Annotated in this window: 25 protein-coding genes and 1 tRNA gene; 7 read left to right on the forward strand and 19 right to left on the reverse strand. The window is 66.8% G+C overall.

Translation table 11 applies throughout. The annotated features are described in order from the left end of the window. Positions 1-74: 74 nt before the first annotated feature. From glpX to AC1DQJ_RS04585, 4 genes are all read right to left on the reverse strand, one after another. Positions 75-1,028, reverse strand: a complete 954-nt coding sequence (gene glpX, locus AC1DQJ_RS04570) for a class II fructose-bisphosphatase (protein WP_477600697.1) — start codon at positions 1,026-1,028, stop codon at positions 75-77. Positions 1,029-1,072: 44 nt separating this feature from the next. After that, positions 1,073-2,362 carry a homoserine dehydrogenase gene (locus AC1DQJ_RS04575; protein WP_477600699.1) on the reverse strand — a complete coding sequence of 430 codons (1,290 nt, stop codon included), beginning with the start codon at positions 2,360-2,362 and terminating at the stop codon, positions 1,073-1,075. After that, a complete protein-coding gene (locus AC1DQJ_RS04580; protein ID WP_477600701.1) occupies positions 2,359-3,579 on the reverse strand; it encodes an LL-diaminopimelate aminotransferase in 1,221 nt (406 codons plus the stop codon). The genes AC1DQJ_RS04575 and AC1DQJ_RS04580 overlap by 4 nt, the downstream gene beginning before the upstream one ends. 115 nt (positions 3,580-3,694) lie before the next feature. After that, positions 3,695-4,156 (reverse strand): hypothetical protein, encoded by a 462-nt coding sequence (locus AC1DQJ_RS04585; protein ID WP_477600703.1) that lies wholly within the window; start codon positions 4,154-4,156, stop codon positions 3,695-3,697. Between the two features lie 92 nt (positions 4,157-4,248). Here AC1DQJ_RS04585 and phaC point away from each other — a divergent pair, with 92 nt between their 5' ends. The 3 genes from phaC to AC1DQJ_RS04600 are packed head-to-tail and all read left to right on the forward strand — an operon-like array spanning position 4,249 to position 7,693. After that, positions 4,249-6,180 carry a class I poly(R)-hydroxyalkanoic acid synthase gene (phaC, locus tag AC1DQJ_RS04590; RefSeq protein ID WP_477600705.1) on the forward strand — a complete coding sequence of 644 codons (1,932 nt, stop codon included), beginning with the start codon at positions 4,249-4,251 and terminating at the stop codon, positions 6,178-6,180. A 23-nt stretch (positions 6,181-6,203) separates the two neighbouring features. Next, positions 6,204-7,148, forward strand: a complete 945-nt coding sequence (locus tag AC1DQJ_RS04595) for an alpha/beta hydrolase (RefSeq protein ID WP_477600707.1) — start codon at positions 6,204-6,206, stop codon at positions 7,146-7,148. After that, the gene (locus AC1DQJ_RS04600; RefSeq protein ID WP_477600709.1) at positions 7,145-7,693 is read left to right on the forward strand and encodes a hypothetical protein; all 549 of its coding nucleotides are present in this window, start codon (positions 7,145-7,147) and stop codon (positions 7,691-7,693) included. Before AC1DQJ_RS04595 ends, AC1DQJ_RS04600 begins: the two co-directional genes overlap by 4 nt. On the opposite strand, the gene AC1DQJ_RS04605 is transcribed toward AC1DQJ_RS04600, so the two are convergent. From AC1DQJ_RS04605 to rplM, 6 genes are all read right to left on the reverse strand, one after another. Further along, entirely contained in the window at positions 7,690-8,268 is a 579-nt protein-coding gene (locus AC1DQJ_RS04605; RefSeq protein ID WP_477600711.1) for a histidine phosphatase family protein, read from the reverse strand. The genes AC1DQJ_RS04600 and AC1DQJ_RS04605 overlap by 4 nt on opposite strands. A 9-nt stretch (positions 8,269-8,277) precedes the next feature. Beyond that, positions 8,278-8,763, reverse strand: coding sequence for a peptide-methionine (R)-S-oxide reductase MsrB (gene msrB, locus AC1DQJ_RS04610; protein ID WP_477600713.1), 486 nt, complete (start codon positions 8,761-8,763; stop codon positions 8,278-8,280). Between the two features lie 41 nt (positions 8,764-8,804). After that, positions 8,805-9,245 (reverse strand): N-acetyltransferase family protein, encoded by a 441-nt coding sequence (locus AC1DQJ_RS04615; RefSeq protein WP_477600715.1) that lies wholly within the window; start codon positions 9,243-9,245, stop codon positions 8,805-8,807. Then, positions 9,242-10,219, reverse strand: a complete 978-nt coding sequence (argC, locus tag AC1DQJ_RS04620; protein WP_477600717.1) for an N-acetyl-gamma-glutamyl-phosphate reductase — start codon at positions 10,217-10,219, stop codon at positions 9,242-9,244. The genes AC1DQJ_RS04615 and argC overlap by 4 nt, the downstream gene beginning before the upstream one ends. 89 nt (positions 10,220-10,308) lie before the next feature. Next, complete coding sequence (gene rpsI, locus AC1DQJ_RS04625) at positions 10,309-10,779, reverse strand: 30S ribosomal protein S9 (protein WP_477600719.1); 471 nt, start codon at positions 10,777-10,779, stop codon at positions 10,309-10,311. A gap of 5 nt (positions 10,780-10,784) precedes the next feature. Next, on the reverse strand, positions 10,785-11,258 hold the full coding sequence (rplM, locus tag AC1DQJ_RS04630) for a 50S ribosomal protein L13 (protein ID WP_477600721.1): 474 nt from the start codon (positions 11,256-11,258) through the stop codon (positions 10,785-10,787). 217 nt (positions 11,259-11,475) lie between these two features. Between rplM and AC1DQJ_RS04635 the strand changes: the two genes are divergently transcribed. Further along, positions 11,476-12,912 (forward strand): alkaline phosphatase PhoX, encoded by a 1,437-nt coding sequence (locus AC1DQJ_RS04635; protein WP_477600723.1) that lies wholly within the window; start codon positions 11,476-11,478, stop codon positions 12,910-12,912. On the opposite strand, the gene AC1DQJ_RS04640 is transcribed toward AC1DQJ_RS04635, so the two are convergent. After that, entirely contained in the window at positions 12,909-13,937 is a 1,029-nt protein-coding gene (locus tag AC1DQJ_RS04640; protein ID WP_477600725.1) for a COX15/CtaA family protein, read from the reverse strand. The two genes, AC1DQJ_RS04635 and AC1DQJ_RS04640, sit on opposite strands and share 4 nt — an antisense overlap. Positions 13,938-14,074: 137 nt before the next feature. Between AC1DQJ_RS04640 and AC1DQJ_RS04645 the strand changes: the two genes are divergently transcribed. Together AC1DQJ_RS04645 and AC1DQJ_RS04650 are read left to right on the forward strand one after the other, a co-directional pair. Further along, positions 14,075-14,323 (forward strand): GlsB/YeaQ/YmgE family stress response membrane protein, encoded by a 249-nt coding sequence (locus tag AC1DQJ_RS04645; RefSeq protein WP_477600727.1) that lies wholly within the window; start codon positions 14,075-14,077, stop codon positions 14,321-14,323. Between the two features lie 44 nt (positions 14,324-14,367). Beyond that, entirely contained in the window at positions 14,368-14,565 is a 198-nt protein-coding gene (locus tag AC1DQJ_RS04650) for a DUF2842 domain-containing protein (protein ID WP_477600729.1), read from the forward strand. 24 nt (positions 14,566-14,589) lie between these two features. On the opposite strand, the gene AC1DQJ_RS04655 is transcribed toward AC1DQJ_RS04650, so the two are convergent. From AC1DQJ_RS04655 to AC1DQJ_RS04685, 7 genes are all read right to left on the reverse strand, one after another. Continuing rightward, positions 14,590-14,666, reverse strand: a tRNA-Pro gene (locus tag AC1DQJ_RS04655). A gap of 88 nt (positions 14,667-14,754) precedes the next feature. Further along, on the reverse strand, positions 14,755-15,168 hold the full coding sequence (locus tag AC1DQJ_RS04660; RefSeq protein WP_477600731.1) for a MerR family transcriptional regulator: 414 nt from the start codon (positions 15,166-15,168) through the stop codon (positions 14,755-14,757). A gap of 13 nt (positions 15,169-15,181) precedes the next feature. Then, complete coding sequence (locus AC1DQJ_RS04665) at positions 15,182-15,484, reverse strand: integration host factor subunit alpha (RefSeq protein WP_477600733.1); 303 nt, start codon at positions 15,482-15,484, stop codon at positions 15,182-15,184. Between the two features lie 154 nt (positions 15,485-15,638). Then, complete coding sequence (locus AC1DQJ_RS04670) at positions 15,639-16,619, reverse strand: beta-ketoacyl-ACP synthase III (protein WP_477600735.1); 981 nt, start codon at positions 16,617-16,619, stop codon at positions 15,639-15,641. Beyond that, entirely contained in the window at positions 16,620-17,672 is a 1,053-nt protein-coding gene (gene plsX / locus AC1DQJ_RS04675) for a phosphate acyltransferase PlsX (RefSeq protein ID WP_477600737.1), read from the reverse strand. Between the two features lie 84 nt (positions 17,673-17,756). Further along, the gene (locus AC1DQJ_RS04680; protein WP_477600739.1) at positions 17,757-18,278 is read right to left on the reverse strand and encodes a YceD family protein; all 522 of its coding nucleotides are present in this window, start codon (positions 18,276-18,278) and stop codon (positions 17,757-17,759) included. Next, complete coding sequence (locus tag AC1DQJ_RS04685) at positions 18,275-18,805, reverse strand: ubiquinol-cytochrome C chaperone family protein (RefSeq protein ID WP_477600741.1); 531 nt, start codon at positions 18,803-18,805, stop codon at positions 18,275-18,277. Before AC1DQJ_RS04685 ends, AC1DQJ_RS04680 begins: the two co-directional genes overlap by 4 nt. Positions 18,806-18,910: 105 nt before the next feature. Here AC1DQJ_RS04685 and AC1DQJ_RS04690 point away from each other — a divergent pair, with 105 nt between their 5' ends. Continuing rightward, positions 18,911-19,399, forward strand: coding sequence for an outer membrane protein assembly factor BamE (locus AC1DQJ_RS04690; protein WP_477600743.1), 489 nt, complete (start codon positions 18,911-18,913; stop codon positions 19,397-19,399). 81 nt (positions 19,400-19,480) lie between these two features. Here AC1DQJ_RS04690 and AC1DQJ_RS04695 read toward each other — a convergent pair whose 3' ends face one another. Continuing rightward, on the reverse strand, positions 19,481-21,607 hold the full coding sequence (locus tag AC1DQJ_RS04695) for a sodium-translocating pyrophosphatase (protein WP_477600745.1): 2,127 nt from the start codon (positions 21,605-21,607) through the stop codon (positions 19,481-19,483). Positions 21,608-21,775: the final 168 nt, after the last annotated feature.

The following is a 21,775-nucleotide window of genomic DNA, read 5'->3' on the forward strand; positions in this document are numbered from 1 at the left end:
CAGCCGGCTTAAATCCCCGCTTGGGCGGCGTCACCTTAAGGATCGGACAGGCCGCCGAAGCGGCCACGCCGCGATCAGACCGGCCGCTTCATCCGCACTTCGCGCACCGTGCGGGTCGACGAGTTCATGACCAGGGTGTGGGTGTGCACGAAGCCGTCCTCATAGGTCACGCCGTCCAGCAGCGCGCCGTTGGTGACGCCGGTGGCCGCGAAGATCGCGTCGGCCCGGACCATCTCGTGCAGGTCGTACTTCTTGTCGAAGTCGGTGATCCCGACCCGCGCCGCACGCGCCTTCTCGTCGGCGTTGCGGAACACCAGGCGGCCCTGGAACTGGCCGCCGACGCACTTCAGCGCCGCGCAGGCCAGCACGCCTTCCGGCGCCCCGCCCTGGCCGACATAAAGGTCGACGCCGGTGGACGGGTCGGCGGTGTTCATGACCCCGGCGACATCGCCGTCAGTGATCAGGTAGACGCGCGCGCCGACCGAGCGGACGCTGGCGATCATTTCCGCGTGGCGCGGGCGGTCCAGGATGCAGACCGTGATGTCCGAGGGCTCCACGCCCTTGGCTTCGGCCAGCGCCTTGACGTTGTCGGAGGGCGACTTGTCGAGATCGATGATCCCGGCCGGATAGCCCGGCCCGCAGGCGATCTTGTCCATGTAGGTGTCAGGGGCGTTCAACAGCGTGCCCTTCGGCGCCCAGGCCATCACCGCCAGGGCGTTGGCCATCGCCTTGGCCGTCAGGGTGGTGCCCTCCAGCGGATCAAGCGCGATGTCGATCGCCTGGCCTTTGCCGCGGCCGACCTTCTCGCCGATGTACAGCATCGGGGCCTCGTCGCGCTCGCCTTCGCCGATGACGATCTCGCCATCGATGTCCAGGTCGTTGAGCGCCGTCCGCATGGCGTCGACCGCCGCCTGGTCAGCGGCCTTCTCGTCACCGCGGCCGACCAGCTTCCAGGCGGCGATGGCGGCGATCTCTGTCACCCGGACCGCGTCCAGAACCAGGCCGCGATCCAGATCTTGCGAACTCATCAGTCTCTCCCAGCGCCGTGAGGGCGCAGATTATCGTTGGATTCTTATATGCGCGCGATGCGCAGCAGGCGCGGTCTTTCGAGCACGGCCGGCAGATTGGCGATGCGGTCGATCGCCGCCGTCAGCACCGACTCGGCCACCGCATGGGTGGTGAGCACGATCGGCACCCCGTCGGCGTTCTCGACCGGCTTCTGCAGAAAGCTCTCGATCGAGACCCCCGCTTCGGCCAGGGTCTCGGACACTGCGGCGATCACGCCCGGCTCGTCCTTCACCAGGAACCGCAGATAGGCCCGGCTCATGGTCTTGGCCGGATCGACCGGCACGAACGGCTTCAAGGAGCCGGCCGGCGCCTGGAAGACCGGGCGCACGGCCTTGGTCATCACGTCGGCGATGTCGGCGGCGACGGCCGCGGCGGTCGGGCCAGAGCCCGCGCCGGGCCCCTGGATGAAGATCCGTCCGATCCGGGCGCCCTCGATGAACAGCGCATTGAGCGCCCCGCCGGCCTGGGCCAGCGGATGGTTCTGGGCGACCAGGGTCGGGTGGACCCGCACCAACACCCCGCCGTCCGAGCTGTCGGCCGAGGCGATCAGCTTGATCTTGTAGCCCAGGTCCTTAGCCAGCCGGATGTCCAGCAGCGCCACCTGGTCGATGCCCTCGATCTCGGCCGCCGCGTAGTTGGGCGCGCAACCAAAGGCCAGGGCGGCCAGGATCGAGATCTTGTGCGCGGCGTCGAAGCCCCCGACGTCCATGGTCGGATCGGCCTCCGCGTAGCCGAGGCGCTGAGCCTCGGCCAGTACGTCCGCGAACGGACGCCCGCCGGTGTCCATCTCCGAGAGGATGTAGTTGCACGTGCCGTTGAGGATGCCCGCCACCGACTTCACGTCGTCGCCGACCATCGCCTCGCGCAGCATCTTCACCGCCGGCGTGCCGCCCATCACGGCGGCCTCGAACAGCAGCGGCACGCCCTTGGACTCGGCCAGGGCGGCCAGTTCGGCGCCGTGCTCGGCGATCAGCGCCTTGTTGGCGGTGACGACCGGCTTGCCGGCGTTCAGCGCCGCCTCGACCGCGGCCTTGGCCGGGCCGTCGGAGCCGCCGATGAGCTCGACGAAGAGGTCGTTCTCAGGCGAAGAGGCCAGCGCCACCGGGTCGTCGAACCACGGCAGGTTGGAAATGTCGAACGGCCGCGGCCGCGAGCGCGAGCGCGCCGAGACCCCGGTGACGACCGCACGGCCGCCGGCCGGCGCGAAGTCCGGCCGATCCGCCAGGAAATTCAGCAGACCGCCGCCGACCGTACCCAGGCCCGCGACGCCGACCCGCCACTCAGTCTTACTCATTGCGCCGCCATAGTGTTGTGGGCCCGGCCGAGGATCTCGTCGGCGTTGGCCAGGAATTTTTTCACGTTTCGAGCCGCCTGCCGGATGCGCTGCTCGTTCTCGACGAGGCCGACGCGGACAAAGCCCTCGCCGTACTCGCCAAAGCCGACGCCCGGCGCCACCGCCACCCCCGCTTCCTCGATCAGCAGTTTGGAGAACAGCAGCGAGCCGGCCTCCTTGAACTGCTCGGGAACCGGCGCCCAGGCGAACATCGAGGCCGACGGCGACGGGATGTCCCAGCCGGCGCGCTTCATCGACGACACCAGGGTGTCGCGGCGCGCCTTGTAGATCGCGCGGATCTCGTCAACGCAGTCCTGCGAACTGTTCAGCGCGGTCGCGGCCGCCACCTGGATCGGGGTGTAGGCGCCGTAGTCCAGATACGACTTCACCCGGGCCAGCGCCGAGCAGATGCGCTCGTTGCCGACCACCATGCCGACCCGCCAGCCCGCCATGGCGTAGGTCTTCGACAGCGAGTTGACCTCGACCGCGATGTCCTTGGCGCCGTCGACCTGCAGCACCGACGGCGGCGGGTTGTCGTCGAAGTAGATCTCCGAATAGGCGATGTCCGAGATGACCAGCATCTCGTGCTTCTTCGCCAGCGCGATCGCGTCCTTGTAGAAGTCGAGATCCACGCACTGCGCGGTCGGGTTCGACGGGTAGGACAGGATCAACACGCTCGGGGGCGGCGCCGAATGCTTCACTGCGCGGCTGACGCCGGCCAGGTATTCTTCGGGCGAATGCGCGGGCACGTGCCGGATCACCCCGCCGGCCATGATGAAGCCGTAGGCGTGGATCGGATAGGCCGGGTTCGGGCAGACGATGACGTCGCCCGGCGCGGTCAGCGCCTGGGCCAGGTTGGCGAAGCCTTCCTTCGACCCCAGGGTCGCGATCACTTCCTTGTCGGGGTTCAGCGTCACCCCGAACCGGCGCTTGTAGTAGCCGGCCATGGCCTTGCGCAGGCCCGAGATGCCCTTCGAGGCGGAGTAGCGGCCCGCCTTCGGGTCGCGGGCCGTCTCGATCATCTTTTCGACGATGTGCTTGGGGGTCGGCATGTCGGGATTGCCCATGCCGAAATCGATGATGTCGACGCCTTCGCCGCGCAGCCGCGCCTTGATGCGGTTCACTTCCTCAAGGACGTAGGGCGGCAGACGTCGGATACGATGGAATTCGGGAGTCATTTGAAGCTCTGGCCGCGCTACCTGCGGCGATAGGGAGCTGAAGTCGCGCATGGATAGCCCCCATGCAGAGGCCAGCCAAGCAGGTTCAAGGTCATTCTTGCCCCCGCCAGCCGGATTATCGCGGCGACGGAGGCGGGGTAGCTCGCTCCCGAAGCTCCCGTGCGAAAGCCTCGGTCGACGGTGTCGTCGAGGCGCCGGCGTCGATGTCGGGCCCGGCGGCGGCGCGCGCACGCGCGGCGAAGCGCTCAGTGCCGTCCAGGGTCCAGGTGTTGGCGGCCGTGTCGCGCACGAGCTTGGCGGCGGCCACTTCCAGCTTGTCGGCCTGCTGACCGAACTCGGCCAAAGGCCTTTGATCGGTCGGGACCGGCGGAATGTCGGCGAAGGTCGGGAACTCGCGCTCCTCACGCGCTATCCGGGCCACGTCCTCGGCCACAGGAGAGTTCGGATCGACCGGCGCTTCGGCCAACGGATTGCTCGCGCAGCCGGCCAGCAACGCCGCCGCACCGGCGCAAGCCAGCAGCCCCCGCAGCGAGGGCTTGCCCAGCAGATTTGCGAAAAGTCGAAGCGGCGCGTTCATTTCCGTCCCGGTCTAAGCCATGATCGCTTCGGGCGAAAGAGCGTCAGCGTTTCTGCGTCCCAAGGAATAGGGGCATTGGAGGAACAAGGGCTATGACCGATCAGACTGCGGCGCCTTCGAAATCCAAGGGCAAGAAGAAGAGCAAGTCTTCGGACAAGGCCGCCGCCAAGGTGAAGCTGGAGCCCCAGGCTGCGGCCCCGCCCGAGCCCTCGCCCGCCGTCGGACCCGGCCCCGGACTCGAACAGCTCAGCGCCGATCAGCGCGACGCGATCGAACAGATGTCGGCGAACCTGGCGCGGGCCGCCCTGACCGCCCAGGGCGCGATCGCCGAGGCGGCGTTGCGCCAGGCCGAGCGCCCGGCCGGCCTGCAGCCCGACCCCTTCCACGTCGCCCCCGCCCTCACCGACGTGATGGGCCGCCTGATCGCCCAGCCCGACCGCCTGGTGCGCGCGCAGGCCGATCTCTTCCAGCGCTACCTCGAACTCTGGCAGCTCGCCGCGCGCCGGGCCGGAGGCGAGGAGGTCGCGCCGGTGGTCTCGCCGGAAAAGGGCGACAAGCGCTTCAACGATCCCGACTGGGCGGCCAATCCGGTCTTCGACGTGATCAAGCAGTCCTATCTGCTGACCTCCAACTGGTTGAACTCGCTGGTGGCCGAGGTCGATGGCGTCGATCCGATGTCCAAGCGCCGGGTCGAGTTCTTCATGAAGATGCTCACCGACGCCTTCTCGCCCTCGAACTTCCTGGCCTCCAATCCGGCCGCCCTGCGCGAGGCGATGCAGAGCCGCGGCGAGTCGCTGGTCAAGGGCATGCAGAACTTCGCCGAGGACCTGACCCGCGGTGGCGGCCAGCTGGCGATCAGCCAGACCGACTACGAGATGTTCAAGATCGGCGAGAACGTCGCCACCGCGCCAGGCAAGGTCGTCTTTCAGAACGAGATCCTGCAGCTGCTGCAGTTCGATCCGACGACCGAGCAGGTCCACGAGATCCCGCTGCTGATCTTCCCGCCCTGGATCAACAAGTTCTACATCCTCGACCTGCGGCCCGAGAACTCGATGATCCGCTGGCTCGCGGACCAGGGCTTCACGGTCTTCGTGGCCTCGTGGGTCAATCCCGACCCCGCCCTCGCCGGCAAGACTTTCGAAGACTACATGCGCCAAGGCATCTACGCGGCCACCGAGGCCGCCATGACCCAGGCCGGCGTCGACCGGGTCAATACCGTCGGCTACTGCATCGGCGGCACCCTGCTCGCCTCGACCCTGGCCCACATGGCGGCCAAGGACGACCAGCGGATCTCCTCGGCCACCTTCTTCGCGGCCCAGCAGGACTTTGCCGAGGCCGGCGACCTGCTGCTGTTCACCAACGAGGACTGGCTGGGCGATCTGGAAAAGCAGATGGACGCGGCCGGCGGCGTGCTCTCGGGCCAGGCCATGGCCGAGACCTTCAACTCGCTGCGCGCCAACGACCTGATCTGGTCGTTCTTCGTGAACAACTACCTGATGGGCAAGGAGCCCAAGCCCTTCGACCTGCTGTTCTGGAATTCCGACCAGACCCGCATGCCCAAGGCGCTGCACCTGTTCTACCTGCGCAAGTTCTACGGCGAGAACGCCCTCTCGAAGGGCGAACTGGTGCTCGACAACGTCCAGCTCGACCTCGGCAAGGTGAAGACCCCGGTCTATGTGCAGTCCTCCAAGGAAGACCACATCGCCCCTGCCCGCTCGGTCTATCGCGGCGCCAAGCTATTCGGCGGGCCGGTGACCTTCACCCTTGCCGGGTCCGGCCACATCGCCGGCGTCATCAACGCCCCGGTGGCCAATAAGTACCAGCACTGGACCAACACCGAGCTGCCGGCTTCGGTCGAGGACTGGATGGGCGCCGCCACCGAAACGCCGGGCTCCTGGTGGCCGCACTGGGCCGAGTGGCTGCGGGCTAAGTCCGGCGGGCTCGTTCAGGCCCGCGATCCCGCCAAAGGCAAGTTCGCCCCTATCGAGAACGCGCCTGGCTCTTATGTGAAGGTGAAGTCTTAAAAGGCTGAGCTTCCGGGGGACCAATGCTCAAATACATCGCGCTCGGCGTGGCCGCGCTGGCGGCTCTGTGGGTCGGCGCCGGTTTCGCGCTCGTCGCCCTGGCCGGGCCTTTCGAACCGAGCGGACGCTTCGTCGACATCGGCGGACGCAAGCTCCGGCTGGTCTGCGCCGGCCCCAAGTCCGATTTGCCGGTGATCTGGATGGAGGCCGGGGCCTGGGGTCTGGCGGCCGACTTCGCGGCCATCCAGCAGCGCCTGGCGCAGAAGGGCCTGCGCTCCTGCGCCTATGACCGCGCGGGGATGGGCTTCTCCGATCCGGGCCCCAAGCCGCGCGACAGCGCCGCCATCGCCGCCGATCTTGCCAGGCTGATCGCCGCTTCGGGCGAGCAGGGCCCCTTCATCTTCATGGCCCACTCCATGGCCGGCCAGCACATCCGCCTCTACGCCGGCCAACATCCCGACCAGGTGGCCGGGCTGGTCTTGCTGGAGGCCACCACCCCGGAGATGGCGGAAAGCCCTGACGCCCAGCGCTTCCTCAGCCGGGTGCAGAAGGTCGCCCGCGCCACCGCCGTCGCCGGCAGTCTCGGCCTCAGCAGGATCGCCTTCTACGCCGGCGACCGCATCGGTCTGCCGCCCCAGGGCAAGGCCGAGAAGCGCCATGCCTTTGTCCTCGGCCGCCATGCCCGCACCGCCGCCGACGAAGTGCTGGTCTGGCCGCAGGGCGCGACCCAGGCCGCCGCTGTCCAACTGGATCCGAACTGGCCAGTCGCGGTTGTCACCGCCGGCGACGAGACGCGCATGTTGGGCTGGAACGTGGCGCGCCGCGCGCCGGAGCGGAACTCGCGCGCCGGCTACTATGAGAACGAGCCCGCCGCCGAGCACGCCACCCTGCTCGGCCTCACCCATTCCGACGCCGTCCTGCGCGGCGTCGACCACGTGCTCGGCGCGCTGAGCAAGGATGACAAGTGAAAGCTTACCTTATCGCCGCGGCGGTGCTCGCCCTCGCCTCGCCGGCTGCCGCCGCAACACCTCAGGACCAGTTCTTCGACCGCGTCACGGCCCTCTGCGGCAAGGCCTTCCAGGGCCGCGTGGTGACCAGCGACCCCGCCGACGCCAGCTTCACGGGTCAGCGGCTGGTCATGCAGGTCGCCAACTGCACGCCAAAGGAGATCCGCATTCCCTTCAGCGTCGGCGCCGACCGCTCGCGCACTTGGGTCATCAGCAGGAATGTGCAAGGTCTGCGCCTGAAACATGACCATAGGCACGCCGACGGGACCGAAGATACGGTCAGCCAGTACGGCGGCGACGCCGCCTCGCCAGGCTCCGCCACGCGCCAGGAGTTCCCGGTCGATCAGTTCTCCAAGGATCTGTTTCTCCGCGAGAACCGTGCGGCCTCAGTGACCAATGTCTGGGCCGTCGAGGTCGAGCCAGGTGCCGCTTTCGCCTACGAACTCCGGCGCCCGAACCGCCACTTCCGCGTCGAGTTCGATCTGACCAGGCCCATCGCGCCCTAATCGGCCACGGACTGCCAGCTCCGCTCGATCCGCAGGCTGGCGCGATCCAGCTCCAGCCAGCATCCCCCGCCAGGGTGCTCCGGCCGGTCCTCCGCGCCGATCTCGACCCCTTGCAGGTGGGCGCTCAGCAGCCGCCCGACCGCGCCATGGGAGACCACGAGCAGATCGCCCTGGGTCGATTCCTCGCGCGCCAGGCGCTGGACCGCCTCGACAATCCGCGCCTGCGCCGCCCGCGCGGTCTCCCAGCCTCGAACGCTCTGATCAGGGCGCCCGAAGAACTCCTCGACCACCTCCCAGAACTCAGGCGGGGCGATGTAGCCGGTCGAGGAGCGCTCGTTCTCGCCCAAGGCCGGATCGATCCGATGCGGGACGCCGAGGGCGGCGGCGGCCATCTCGGCCCCGTCGGTGGCCTTGCGCTCATCGCTCGAATAGACGGCCGTCAGGTTCCGCGCGCCAAGGCCCTCGATGAACAGCGCCATTCGACGCCGCCCGGTCTCGGACAGCGGCCAATGCGGGATCGGCATGGTCGGATCGATGACCACTTCCGGGTGAGTCAGGAACAGAATCGTCGGCATGCGGGCATGCTATGCCGCGACGAACCTCAAGGCGTCGCCATTGTTGCAGTAGCGTAGGCCGGTCGGCCGCGGGCCGTCCGGGAAGACGTGGCCCTGGTGCCCCAGGCAGCGGGCGCAGTGGTATTCGGTACGCGGCACGCCGATCAGGAAATCGGTCTTCTTGCCCATCGCGCCCTTGATGGCCGTGTAGAAGCTCGGCCAGCCGGTGCCGCTCTCGAACTTCCAGTCAGACTTGAACAGCGGCAACGCGCAACCGGCGCAGACATAGGTCCCGCGGCGCTTTTCCTTGTTCAGCGGACTGGTCCCGGCCATCTCGGTCGCTTCCTTACGAAGGACGTTGTAGGTCGCCACGTCCAGCCGCCTGCGCCAGTCGGCGTCGGTGAGTTTGCGCCACGGCGAGCCCGCATAGGGATCGGGGTCGGCCGCCAGGCTCAGCGCGGGGACCGCCGCGAGGGCCGATCCCATCAGGAATGCACGTCGGTCGATCTTGCTCATGCCGGGAATACGTTCTTCAGCGGCGGTCGGATGCAAGATCGTCAGCGTCCCGGCCACGCGTAGAGGGCGTCCGGCGTCTTTTCTTCGTTGTCAGCCCCGTCCGTCAGCTTCACCAGCGAGAAGCCCCGAGCCTCGTAGAACGCCCGGGCGCGCGCGTTCTGCTGGAACGTCCACAGTTCACGGGGCGAACCGTCCTCCAGGGCCTTCGCGAGCAAGGCGTCGCCAAGCCCCCGCCCCTGATGCTCGGGGTGGATGTAGAGATGGCTGACCCAGCCTGGCTTGAAGGCGATGTAGCCGGCGATCACGCCGCCATCCTCGCCAACCCAGACCTCGTTCTCCGGCAGCAGTCGCTCGCTGAAGAACCAGAGGTCCTCCTCGGCGGTGTGCAGTTCCGGCAGGAAGGATAGCGACTCGCGCATCACATGCCGGTGCAGGCGGGCGATCTCCCCGGCGTCGGCCAGGCTCGCCCGCCGCAGGATCACAGGCCGGTCGCTTCCGGCAGGCCCAGCATCAGGTTGAGGCTCTGCACGGCCGCGCCGGAGGCGCCCTTGCCGAGATTATCCAGCACCGCCACCAGCCGAGCCTGGCCCTTCTCGCGGTTGCCGAAGACATAGAGCTTCATCTTGTTGGTGCCGTTCAGCGCTTCGGGGTCGAGGGCCTCGATATAGCTGCCCGCCCCCGCCCGCGTCTGCTGCAGAGCCGCACATTCGGCGGCCGTGGCCACCTCGACGAACTGCTCGCCCGCATAGGCTTCGGCTAGCGTCTCCAGCAGTTGCGCCGGGGTTGGCGTCTTGGGCAAAGCCCAGAGCGCCAGCGGCACTTCGACGATCATCCCCTGGGCGTAGCGGCCCACGGCGGGCGCGAAGATCGGCTCGTGGGCGAGGCCGGTGTTCAGCTTCATCTCCGGCAGGTGCTTGTGCGCCAGGTTGAGGCCATAGGGCCGAAAGGCGTCGTTGGTCCCCTCGTGCGCCGGCGCCTCGAACTCGGCGATCAGGCCCTTGCCGCCCCCGGAGTAGCCCGAGATGGCGTTGACGCTGACCGGATAGTCGGTCGGGATCAGTTCGGCCTCGACCAGCGGCTTCACCAGCCCGATGAAGCCAGTGGGATAGCAGCCGGGATTGCTCACCCGCTTGGAGCCGGCCACGGCCGCGCGCTGATCCTTGGACATCTCAGGGAAGCCGTAGATCCAGCCCGCCGCCGTGCGGTAGGCGGTCGAGGCGTCGATCACCCGTACGCTGTTGGAGGTGATCAGGCTGACCGCCTCCTTCGAGGCCTCGTCCGGCAGGCACAGGATCACCGCGTCGGCGGCGTTCAGCAGTTCAGCGCGGGCGGTCGCGTCTTTGCGCTTCTCGGGATCGATCGACAGGATTTCCAGGTCGCTGCGGCCTTCCAGCCGCTCGCGGATCTGCAGGCCGGTGGTCCCGGCTTCGCCGTCGATGAAAACTGTGTGGGCCATGCTCTGGGTCCGGAAAAACTAGGCCAAAAACAGAAAGGGCGCTTCGGTTGCCCGAAGCGCCCTTCCCAAACGCGAGTGCTCGCGCGCGGTTAGCGCTTCGAGAACTGGAAGCTACGACGGGCCTTGGCCTTACCGTACTTCTTACGCTCGACCACGCGGCTGTCGCGGGTCAGGAAGCCGTGCGGCTTCAGGACCGGGCGCAGGGCCGGTTCGTAGTAGGTGAGCGCCTTCGACAGGCCGTGACGGATCGCGCCGGCTTGGCCGGACAGGCCCGAGCCTTCGACCGAGATGATGACGTCGAACTGGCCGAGGCGGTCGGTGACCTGCAGCGGCTGGGCGATCATCATGCGCAGCACCGGACGGGCGAAGTAAACTTCTTGGTCGCGGCCGTTGATCGTGATCGTGCCCTTGCCGGGCTTGATCCAGACCTTGGCGATGGCGTTCTTGCGCTTGCCGGTGGCGTAGGCGCGGCCTTGAGCGTCGATCTTCGGCTCAGCCGGCGCGGCTTGCGGGTTGGACGAGAGGCTTTGCAGGGCCTCGAAACCTTGGGTCTCGGACATCTGTCTTACAGGCTCCGCACGTTCTTGGCGTTCAGCGAGGCGAACGCGATGGTCTCGGGGTTCTGCGCCTCGTGCGGGTGTTCGCCGGCGTTGTAGATGCGCAGGTGCGTCATCTGCTTGCGGGCGAGCGGGCTTTCCTTGGGCAGCATGCGCTCAACGGCCTTTTCCAGGATGCGCTCCGGATACTTGCCGCCGAGGATCTTGCCCGCGGTGCGTTCCTTGATGCCGCCCGGATAACCGGTGTGCCAGTAGTAGATCTTGTCCTGCAGCTTCTTGCCGGTGAACTTCACCTTGTCGGCGTTGACGACGACGACGAAGTCGCCGCAATCGACGTGCGGGGTGTAGTCCGGGCGGTGCTTGCCGCGAAGACGCATGGCGATGAACGAAGCGAGACGGCCGACCACGGCGTTCTCTGCATCGATCACGATCCACTTCTTCTCGACGTCGGCGGGCTTCAGCGAAGCCGTCGTCTTCATCATGGGAACGGGTCCGTTAGGTTGGCGGGACGAGAAAGGTCCCGGCGAGGGCGCGGCTAGTAATGGCCTGCGGGGCGCCTGTCAACACTGATTGCTCACCAAGGCCCGCAAATCGTTACGCCGCAAGGCTTTCGCGATGTAGGTATCATAATACCGCAGGACGCGGCCATTCCGCTTCTATGGTTCAGCTCCCTCACGTTTCGCTAAGTCGAAAGCCTTCATGTTCGCTTCCCGCCGTCAGTTCCTTCAGACCGCCGCCGCCACAACCGCCTTTGCTGGCTTCGCCCGCTTCGCCGACGCCCAGATCACCGCCGATGCGGACGGCTATTCCAACCCAGGCTACGCCAGCGAGATCACCGGCTATGGGCCGCTGCGGCGCGATCCGGCCGAGATCTTCGACCTGCCGGAGGGCTTCTCCTACAAGGTGATCTCCAAGGCCGGCGATCCGATGGACGACGGCCTGGTCGCCGCTGGCAAGATGGACGGCATGGGCTGCTTCGCCGCCGGCCGCGGCAAGGTCGCCCTGGTCCGCAACCATGAGATCAGCCCCCCTCCCCGCGACCTGCAGATCACCGCCTATGGCCAGGACCGGGCCTTCGCGCCCAAGGTCGCGGCCGCGGATCTCTACGACACGGATATCGAGGGCCTGCCGCTCGGTGGCGGCACGAGCACCCTGATCTACGACCTGAAGTCCCGCGAACTGAAGGCCCAGCACCTCAGCCTGGCCGGCTCGGCGGTGAACTGCGCCGGCGGCGGCACCCCCTGGGGCTCTTGGCTGACCTGCGAGGAGACTGTCGTCAAGGCCGGCCAGGGCGTGAAGAAGGATCACGGCTGGGTCTTCGAAGTGCCCTCCCGCCTCCGCGGCCTCGCCGAGCCGATCCCGATCACCGGCATGGGCCGCTTCAAGCATGAAGCCTGCGCCATCGATCCGCGCACCGGCATCGTCTACCTCACCGAGGACGAGGTGGACGGCAAAGGTCTGTTCTACCGCTACCTGCCCAACGATCGTCGTCGCCTGCACGCCGGCGGCCGTCTGCAGGCCATGGCTGTCACTGACGGCGGCGATCCACGCAACTGGGACGCCGTCTCCTGGAGCCAAGGCGACTGGAAGCAGGTCCGCTGGATCGACCTCGACGGCGTCGACAACCCCAACACCGACCTGCGCCAGCGCGGTCACTCGGCCGGAGCCTCGTGGTTCGCGCGCGGCGAAGGCATCTATTTCGGCAAGGGCGAGCTCTACTTCACCTGCACCAGCGGCGGCCCGAAGTTCAACGGCCAGGTCCTTCGCTACGTCCCCAGCGAGAACGAAGGTCAGTCTGGAGAGACCGACGCTCCGGGCCGCCTGCAGTTGTTCGTTGAGCCTTCGGACACCCGGATCATGCAGATGGCCGACAACCTGGTCATCGCGCCCTGGGGCCACCTAGTCACCTGCGAGGACAAGGTCGGCGGCACAAACTACCTGCGCGGGATCACGCCGGAGGGAAAGGTCTACACTCTGGGCCGCAACGCCCAGATGCTTGCAGGCGCCAAGGTGCGCGGGACATCGGAACTGGCCGGCGTCTGCTTCTCGCCCGACGGCTCGACGATGTTCGTGAACATCTACACACCGGGCTGCACCTTGGCGATCACCGGCCCCTGGAACAGCCTGAAGGCTTAGGGCCGACGGACACGCCAGGCGAAGGCGGCGGCCAGCGAGAGCACGATGGCCGCCGCCACCTGGTGCGCCATGCCCAGCCAGATCGGCACCCCGGCAACCAGGGTGATCACCCCGAGCGCCGCCTGGACCAGGATAGCGCCGCCAGTCGCAACCCCCAGCAGCTTGGCTTCGACGGGCAGCGGCGAACGCGACGCCACCCAGGCCATGAGCGGCCCGACGATAGTCAGCAGGTACGCGACCATCCGATGATTGAACTGCACGGCGGCCTGGCTGTGCGCCAGAGTCCCCCAGAGCCCCTGCCCCGCGTAGTCCGCCGGGAACAGTGCGCCGTTCATCAGCGGCCAGTCGTTGTAGACGAAGCCGGCGTCGTTGCCCGCCACCAGCGCGCCGAGTAGGATCTGCAGGAAGATCAGTCCGACCAGCGCCAAGGCGCCCTTGTTCCAGGGACTGGGGATTGTCTGCCGCGGCGCGCCCGACCACGCGTCCAGCGCGGTCCAGACCAAAGCTCCAAGCAAGGCGAACGCCAGCCCCAGGTGGATCATCAGTCGCTCGGGCGCCACCGAGACCCGGTCCACCAGGCCGCTTGCGACCATCCACCAGCCCACCGCCCCCTGCAGCCCGCCCAGCACGAACAGGCCTGCGCAGCGGACGATCAGGCGGCGCGGCAACTCGCCGCGAAGCAGGAAGTAGGCGAACGGCAGGGCGAACACCGCCCCGACCAGTCGGCCCAGCAGCCGATGGCTCCATTCCCACCAGTAGATCGACTTGAACGCCTCGAGGTTCATCCCCGCATTGACCTGTTGATACTGCGGGATCTCCTTGTAGCGCGCGAACTCCTCGGCCCAGTCCTGCGCGGACATCGGCGGCAGCGCGCCCGTCACCGGCTTCCATTGGGTGATGGACAGGCCGGAATCGGTCAGCCGCGTGGCGCCGCCCACGACCACCATCGCCAGCACCAGCGCCGCGACGATGAACAGCCAGATTGCGACCGGACGGGACCGGTCTGAACGAAGAAACGAGGTCATGACTTAAAGTTCGGACTCTTCAGGGCGTTCTTGCGGCGATCCGCTATCGGAGAACGCGGCGGAGGTCCATGCTGCGCCAACGGAACCACGAAAGCTTGACCGCATTTGGTGAGTGGGACTCAACCGGAGGCAAGACAATGCAGGGCGTGGGTATCATCGGCTGGATCGTCATCGGCATCGCCGCTGGGTTCGTGGCCGAGAAGGTGATGAAGCGCGACCATGGACTGCTGACCAATCTGCTCGTCGGGGTGGTCGGCGCATTGCTGGGCGGCTGGATCGCCGGCCTGATCGGTTTCAACTTCGGCGGCTGGATTGGCAGCTTCATCGTCGCCACCATTGGCGCAATCGTGCTGCTGTTCCTGCTGGGCCTGATCAAGCGACGCTAAGCCTCTAGTGACGGCGCGCGCCTCGGCGCCTATAGGCATGGCGCATGAGCGCGCGCGTCCGGAAGTTTATTGGTGGAATTGGGATCGTCGTCTTCCTGGGCTTCTACGCCTGGGTGATGACCATGATCGGGGAGCGTCTGCCCGACCACTGGGCCGCGCAACTGGCCTTTTACGGCATCGGCGGGCTGGCTTGGGGCATACCGATCCTGCCGCTCATCTCCTGGATGAACCGCGGACGCTGAATAGCTTCTGGGGAAATCCGCCGATGGTCGGAGCGACAGGATTCGAACCTGCGACCCCTTGACCCCCAGTCAAGTGCGCTACCAGGCTGCGCCACGCTCCGACATCGGCAAGGCGGCCCTTCTAACCGGTTAGGCTGGCCGGGCAAGCTGTATTTCTAGAGGCCGCGTCGATTGCTGTGGAGACGGAGGTCACTCCCGCTCAAGCAACGCGTCCAGGCGGCGTTTGGCGCTCTGCAGGTCGTCCAATGCGAACCGCAGCCGCTCGCGCCCTTCCTCGGTCAGTTCGCCGGCGGCGAGTTCCAGCGCCAATCCAGCGGGCTGCAGCCCGACGTCCCCGGCGGCCGCCGCCAACAGGCGCTTGAGCCCCTGCTCCTTGTGTAGCTTCTGCACGCCCTTGATGGTGTATCCGGCGTCATGCAGCAGGGTCCGAACCCCGCGCAGGACAATGATGTCCTGCGGACGATAGAAGCGCCGGCCGCCCGCGCGCTTCATTGGCCGGATGAAGGAGAACTTGGTCTCCCAGAACCGCAGCACGTGCTGCGGAACATTCAGCTCGTCGGCTGCTTCCGAGATCGTTCGAAAGGCGTCCGGGCCCTTGGCCACGAAGCCGCCGTCCTCACTTCAACAGGGCGCGGTCCACCCGCGCCTTCATGACCTGGGAGGCGCGAAAGCCGATGACCCGGCGCGGCTCGATCGCGGCGGGTTCCCCAGTCTTGGGATTGCGGCCCATCCGCGCGCGCTTCTCGCGCACTTGGAAGACCCCGAATCCGGAAAGCTTCACCTGTTCCCCCTTCTCAAGAGCCTGAGCCATAAGCTCAAGGGTCCGCTCGACAAGCTCGGAGCAGTCCTGGCGGGTAAGACCCACCTCCTCATGAACCGCCTCGCAAAGGTCGGCCCGCGTCACCGTAGCGCCTTTCATTAACGCCCCTACCCCGGAAAACACCGTTACTGAGTACATCGTCAAGCCGTCATGACCTGATTGTCGCATCAGGTCAAAGACTTCAAGCGAACAATTGTCCACATTCGCACCCTCGCCCCTAAGGGCTGCAGACGCAAGTGTCTCGCAACAACGGCTAGAGGCGCACCACGCAGGCGCCCCAGGTGAGGCCGCCGCCCATGGCCTCGAGCAGCAGCATCTGCCCCGGCTTGATGCGGCCATCGACCGTCGCCTTCCACCAGGCCAGCGGAATCGACGCCGCCGAAGTGTTGGCGTGTTCGGAGACGGTGGAGACGACCTTGCCCTCGTGGATACCCACCCGCTTGGCCACGCCTTCGAGGATCCGCTGGTTGGCCTGGTGCGGGATAAACCAGTCCACCTCAGCCACGTCGATGCCCGCGTCCGCTGCGGCGGCGAAGATCGCCTCGGAAATGTTCACCACGGCGTGGCGGAAGACCTGGTTGCCCTGCATCCGCAGATGGCCGATCTGACCGTTGGTCGAGACGCCGCCATCAACGAACAGCAGATCCTGCTTGGTCCCATCCGCGCGCAGGGCGAAACCCAGCAGACCGCGGTCGGCTGTCGTTCCCTCGCCTTCCTGCGGCTCAAGCACGACTGCGCCAGCCCCGTCGCCGAACAGCACGCAGGTGCCGCGGTCGTTCCAGTCCATCAGCCGGGTCATGGTCTCGGCCCCGATCACCAGGGCGCACTTGGAGCGGCCGCGGGCCACGAAGCCGTCGGCGGTCGACAGCGCGTAAACGAATCCCGAGCACACAGCCTGAACGTCGAAGGCCACACCGACCGGGCAGCCCAGCTTGCGCTGAACGATAGTCGCCGTCGCCGGGAAGGTCAGATCCGGCGTCGTCGTCGCCACGATGATCAGGTCAACGTCGGCCGGGGTCTTGCCAGCCGCTTCCAGCGCCCGCCTTGCCGCCTCTACAGCCAGATCCGAGACAGGCTGGTCGGGGGCCGCGCGGTGGCGCTGCCGGATGCCGGTCCGCTCCACGATCCACTCATCAGAGGTGTCGACGACCTTGGCTAGATCGCTATTGGTGACGATCTCGTCGGGCAGATAGCCCCCGACGCCGGTCACGACGCTACGCAGAACTTTGGTCACTCAGGCGGCTCCATCCACGGCCGGCGGCTGCTGTTCGGCCACCGCTGCGGTCAGGCGCGTCATATTCCGTTCGATCTCCGCTGCGAAGTCGCTTTGCGCGAGCTTCGCGGCCATTCGGATCGCTGCGGCGATATCCCGGGCCGACGCGCCCCCATGGCTCTTCACCACCACGCCATTGAGGCCAAGGAGCGGCGCGGCGGCGTCAGGGCTCAGTTTCTCGCGGAACTTGAGCAGGCCCGACCGGGCCATCAGAGCGCCGAGCTTGCTGGTGAGCGAACTGGTCAGGGCGTTGCGCAGTTCGCCGCCGATGTACTTGGCGGCGCCCTCGGCGGTCTTCAGGGCGACATTGCCCGTGAACCCGTCAGTGACCACGACATCGACCTTGTTCTGGAACAGCTCATCGCCCTCGACGAAGCCGCGATAATCGAGATCGAACTTGCCGCCGCGCAGGATGGCGTGTGCCTGGCGCACCTCCTCGTGGCCTTTCATGTCCTCGGAGCCGACGTTCAGCAGCCCGACGGTCGGCCGCGGCACGCCATGGGCGGCGCGGTGGAAAGCTTCGCCGAGGATGGCGAACTCGACCAAACGCTCGGCGTCGCAATCCACGTTCGCCCCGACGTCCAGCACCGTGGTGACGCCCTTAACCCCCGGCCATCCGACGACCAGGCAGGGACGATCCACATCGACGCTCATCCTCAGGATCAGCAGCGAGATGGCCATGAGAGCACCGGTATTGCCTGCCGACACCGCGGCTTGGGCCTGGCCGGTCTTCACAGCGTCGATCGCACCCCACATGGAGGTGCCCTTGCCGCGGCGAAGCGCCTGGGCCGGCTTCTCGTCCATGGCGACGACACGATCAGCGTGGCGAATCTCCACGCGCTCCTTGAGGGAGCCATGCTTGGCGAGCTCGGCGGCGATTGCCGCCTCGTCTCCGTGTAGCTGGAATCTTAGGTCGGGGGCTTCCGCAGCGGCCAACGCCACGCCGGGAACCACGACCGAGGGGCCGTGATCGCCCCCCATTGCATCAATCGAAATGACCAGGGAATTCGCCACAGCGCCGCTCAATCTCTTACAGCTTCGCGCCGCAAGCAGGGCGAGGATATGGGGCGAGGTGCCCTGATGCAAACATAGACCCGATCACGCATCGCCATCCTTCAGTTTCTTCAGGACTGCGAAAGGCGATTCCTCGGGAGCGTCGGGCGTGTAGTCGAACTCCGCCCCCGGCTTGCGCGGAAAGGGATCGATCTCCAGAGCAAGATGCTCCACCAGATAGGCCGCAAGGTCGATTTCCTCGCTGTCGAGCACGTCCGGGGGATCGGCCGCTTCGAGATCCATCTCCATCTCACCGCCGCCCGAATCGATCGGCGCGTTCGGGCTTCCGGCCGGCACGACCTTTACGTCGAGATCGCCGTCGAGCTCGCTCTCGAACGGATCGAGGGTAACGCCGCAGATCTGTTCGACCCGGGCCTGGAATCGTCCGGTGATCTCGGCCCCGTCCAGCCACGGCCGGAGATGCAGCCGGGCCCGCAGCATCGGCAGGCTCTCGATCGCCAGGGACTTCGCCAGCTCGGCGCGAACCGCCTCGTCAGGCTCCAGGGTGACGGAGACCGGGCCCCGGCCGAGATCCGCCAGTCGGATCACATGGCGCCAGGCGCTCACGCCTGCCCCCAGGCCGCTTGGCCGTCCAGCAGCCTGTCCAGTTTCTGGTCGGCGAGCTCGCCGCGCTGGCGCAGCACGTATTCGCCAAGCTTGGCCACGTTCTCCCCCCCGCCCTGCGCATAGACCGTGCGTCCTAGCAGCGCATGCAGGTGGTCTGTCTGCGGCAAGGCCGCAAACGCCGACTCGTAGGATTTCACGCGGCCGTAGAAGGCCTCGCCCAACTTGCGCATCTTCTTGCCCACCGAGAGGTCCCCGACCCCCATTTCGCGCAGCGCGTCGTCCAGCGCGCTGAGATAGGTGTCGAAAAGCGCCTGTGAGGTTTCGCTGGCGCGATTCCCTTGGCCGCGAAGGCGATCCAGCAGCAGGAAGACGTGGACGGTGTAGAGCTCGAATCGGCCCTCCACGGTATCGGGGACGCCATAAGCCTCGTAGAGCGCCGGCAAGCGGGCCTGCGCCACCACGCCGGCATACAGCTTCTGGCCGTTCGCCAGGGTCATGCGGGGGCGGAAGAAGCGGTCCAGAAACATCTCGGCCTCGATTTCGCCGTCAGGCGCAGATACAGGCGGCATTGAACTAAGGGGCGGCGAGCGATAGGTCAAAGCCTCGAAGAATTGAACAGGTCCGGTTCGCACATGTTTCGCCGCGTCGCTTATGCCGCACTCGCCGCCGGTCTGCTGACCTCCGCCAGCGCCTGCGCGCCCATCACCACCTATTCCGGGTTCCAGGCCATCGAGGCCAACCCGAAGGACGTCAAGGTCGGCGCCGACACCAAGTCCACCGTTCGCGCCAGCCTCGGCTCGCCGTCGGCCACCTCCACCTTCGACCCCAACGTCTGGTTCTACATCGACCAGATCAAGGAGAAGGTCGCCTTCCGTCGCCCGGTCATTACCGCCCGCAACGTCGTGGCCGTGACCTTCGACAAGGAGACGGAGGTCGTGAAGGCCGTCGACACCATGACCTTGAAGGACGGTAAGGTCATCGCCTTCAACGGTCGGGAGACCCCGACTCGCGGTCGCGAGCTGACCATCCTCGAGCAGCTGCTCGGCAACGTCGGCCGCGGCACCATGATGCCCAACCAGGACGAGGGCCTGCCCGGCACCCGCCCGGGCGACCAGCGCTAGGCTCACAGCCGCAGACCAGAAGCAAAAGGCCCCGGAGATCGCTCTCCGGGGCCTTCGCATGTCTGATTGTAGTCGGACGGACTAGCCGACCACCCCGTTGGCCAGGACCGCCAGCAGCAGCAGAGCCACGATGTTGGTGATCTTGATCATCGGGTTCACGGCGGGGCCGGCCGTGTCCTTGTAGGGGTCGCCGACGGTGTCGCCGGTCACCGCGGCCTTGTGGGCTTCGGAGCCCTTGCCGCCGTAGTGGCCTTCTTCGATCAGCTTCTTGGCGTTGTCCCACGCCCCGCCGCCCGAGGTCATCGAGATGGCGACGAACAGGCCCGTCACGATCACGCCCATCAGCATGGCGCCGAGGCTGGCGAACGCATTCACCTTGCCTGCGATGATGTTGATGATGATGAACAGCACGATCGGGGAGAACACTGGCAGCAGCGAGGGGACAATCATCTCCTTGATCGCCGCCTTGGTGAGGATGTCCACGGCCCGGCCGTACTCCGGCTTTACCTCCCCGGTCATGATGCCGGGGTTTTCCTTGAACTGACGCCGCACCTCGGCGACGACGGACTCGGCTGCCCGGCCCACCGCGGTCATCGACATGCCGCCGAACAGGAAGGGCAGCAGCCCCCCGATCAGCAGGCCGACCACCACGTAGGGGTTGGAGAGGTCGAAGGCCACCGCGCCAAGGCCGTCGAAGAACGACCCCGGCGTAGCGCTGGCGGCGAAGTACTTCAGGTCTTCGGTGTAGGCCGCGAACAGCACCAGAGCGCCAAGACCGGCCGAACCGATCGCATAGCCCTTGGTGACCGCCTTGGTGGTGTTGCCGACCGCGTCGAGGGCGTCGGTGGTGACCCGGACCTCGGGCGGCAGGCCGGCCATTTCGGCGATGCCGCCGGCGTTGTCGGTGACCGGACCAAAGGCGTCCAGCGCGACGATGAAGCCCGCCAGCGACAGCATGGCCGTCGTGGCGATGGCGATGCCGAACAGGCCCGCCAGGCCGTAGGTGACGATGATGCCAACCACGATCACCAGGGCCGGAGCCGCGGTGGATTCGAGCGACATGGCCAGGCCCTGGATGACGTTGGTGCCATGGCCGGAGACGCTGGCCTTGGCCACCGACTTCACCGGACGGAAGCCGGTGCCGGTGTAGTACTCGGTGATCACGACGATCAGCGCCGTCACCACCAAGCCGGCGATGCCGCACCAGAACAGGCTCATGGCGCCGAAGGTCTTGTCGCCGACCGTCAGCGCATCGGGGACCAGCGAGGTCACCACCCAGTAGATCGCCGCCACCGACAGCACCCCGGTGATGATCAGTCCCTGATAGAGCGCGCCCATGATGTTGTTGGACTTGCCCAGGCGGACGCCAAAAGTGCCGATGATCGAGGTGATGATGCACACCCCGCAGATCGCCAGCGGCAGCAGCATCATGTTGCTGACGATGTCGGTCCCGCGGAAGAAGATCGCCGCCAGGACCATGGTGGCGACCGTGGTCACCGCATAGGTTTCGAACAGGTCCGCGGCCATGCCGGCGCAGTCGCCCACGTTGTCGCCGACGTTGTCGGCGATGGTGGCGGCGTTGCGGGGGTCATCTTCCGGAATGCCGGCTTCGACCTTGCCCACCATATCGCCGCCGACATCGGCGCCCTTGGTGAAGATGCCGCCGCCCAGACGGGCGAAGATCGAGATCAGCGAAGCGCCGAAGCCCAGCGCGACCAGCGAGTCGACCACTTCGCGGCTAGTGTTCTCATGGCCCAGCGGCCCGATCAGGATGGCGTAATAGCCTGCCACGCCGATCAGGGCGAAGCCGGCCACCAGCATCCCGGTGATCGCGCCCGACTGGAACGCTAGGGCCAGGCCCTTGGCCAGCCCCTCCGAGGACGCCTGCGCCGTGCGGACGTTGGCCCTTACCGAGATCAGCATGCCGATGAAGCCCGCCGCGCCCGACAGGATGGCGCCGATCGCGAAGCCCACCGCAGCCAGCGGCCCGATCAGGACAGCAGCAGCGATCAGGACCACGACCCCGACAATGGCGATAGCAGTGTACTGACGACGCAGGTAGGCCTGCGCCCCTTCCTGGATCGCCGCGGCGATCTCTTGCATGCGGGCATTTCCCGGTGATGCCTGCAACAACTGAGCAGTTCGTACGATGCCGTAGAGCACCGCCAATAGGCCGGCAGCGATCACCAGCGTAAGCGTAAGACTCATGTTCTAAGCGCCCCTATCGATTTGCACGAAGAGCCGCTCGCCGCCCACGATGGGCGGTGCGCGACACTTCTAGCCCTGTCGTTTTTCCCTCGAATGGAGCGTCGTGAATCCGCCGCCCCTTTATTGGTGGGGGCGACGTTGCCAGTTGTAACTGAGACGCGCAACGTC

The sequence above is a fragment of the Phenylobacterium sp. P4_E10 genome, from assembly GCF_056401675.1.

Excerpts from the sequence above, each read along its gene's own strand:
- glpX (WP_477600697.1), bottom strand. The coding sequence starts at position 1,028 with ATGAGTTCGCAAGATCTGGATCGCGGCCTGGTTCTGGACGCGGTCCGG.
- AC1DQJ_RS04575 (WP_477600699.1), bottom strand. The coding sequence starts at position 2,362 with ATGAGTAAGACTGAGTGGCGGGTCGGCGTCGCGGGCCTGGGTACGGTC.
- AC1DQJ_RS04580 (WP_477600701.1), bottom strand. The coding sequence starts at position 3,579 with ATGACTCCCGAATTCCATCGTATCCGACGTCTGCCGCCCTACGTCCTT.
- AC1DQJ_RS04585 (WP_477600703.1), bottom strand. The coding sequence starts at position 4,156 with ATGAACGCGCCGCTTCGACTTTTCGCAAATCTGCTGGGCAAGCCCTCG.
- phaC (WP_477600705.1), top strand. The coding sequence starts at position 4,249 with ATGACCGATCAGACTGCGGCGCCTTCGAAATCCAAGGGCAAGAAGAAG.
- AC1DQJ_RS04595 (WP_477600707.1), top strand. The coding sequence starts at position 6,204 with ATGCTCAAATACATCGCGCTCGGCGTGGCCGCGCTGGCGGCTCTGTGG.
- AC1DQJ_RS04605 (WP_477600711.1), bottom strand. The coding sequence starts at position 8,268 with ATGCCGACGATTCTGTTCCTGACTCACCCGGAAGTGGTCATCGATCCG.
- msrB (WP_477600713.1), bottom strand. The coding sequence starts at position 8,763 with ATGAGCAAGATCGACCGACGTGCATTCCTGATGGGATCGGCCCTCGCG.
- argC (WP_477600717.1), bottom strand. The coding sequence starts at position 10,219 with ATGGCCCACACAGTTTTCATCGACGGCGAAGCCGGGACCACCGGCCTG.
- rpsI (WP_477600719.1), bottom strand. The coding sequence starts at position 10,779 with ATGTCCGAGACCCAAGGTTTCGAGGCCCTGCAAAGCCTCTCGTCCAAC.
- rplM (WP_477600721.1), bottom strand. The coding sequence starts at position 11,258 with ATGATGAAGACGACGGCTTCGCTGAAGCCCGCCGACGTCGAGAAGAAG.
- AC1DQJ_RS04635 (WP_477600723.1), top strand. The coding sequence starts at position 11,476 with ATGTTCGCTTCCCGCCGTCAGTTCCTTCAGACCGCCGCCGCCACAACC.
- AC1DQJ_RS04640 (WP_477600725.1), bottom strand. The coding sequence starts at position 13,937 with ATGACCTCGTTTCTTCGTTCAGACCGGTCCCGTCCGGTCGCAATCTGG.
- AC1DQJ_RS04645 (WP_477600727.1), top strand. The coding sequence starts at position 14,075 with ATGCAGGGCGTGGGTATCATCGGCTGGATCGTCATCGGCATCGCCGCT.
- AC1DQJ_RS04650 (WP_477600729.1), top strand. The coding sequence starts at position 14,368 with ATGAGCGCGCGCGTCCGGAAGTTTATTGGTGGAATTGGGATCGTCGTC.
- AC1DQJ_RS04665 (WP_477600733.1), bottom strand. The coding sequence starts at position 15,484 with ATGAAAGGCGCTACGGTGACGCGGGCCGACCTTTGCGAGGCGGTTCAT.
- AC1DQJ_RS04685 (WP_477600741.1), bottom strand. The coding sequence starts at position 18,805 with ATGTTTCTGGACCGCTTCTTCCGCCCCCGCATGACCCTGGCGAACGGC.
- AC1DQJ_RS04690 (WP_477600743.1), top strand. The coding sequence starts at position 18,911 with ATGTTTCGCCGCGTCGCTTATGCCGCACTCGCCGCCGGTCTGCTGACC.
- AC1DQJ_RS04695 (WP_477600745.1), bottom strand. The coding sequence starts at position 21,607 with ATGAGTCTTACGCTTACGCTGGTGATCGCTGCCGGCCTATTGGCGGTG.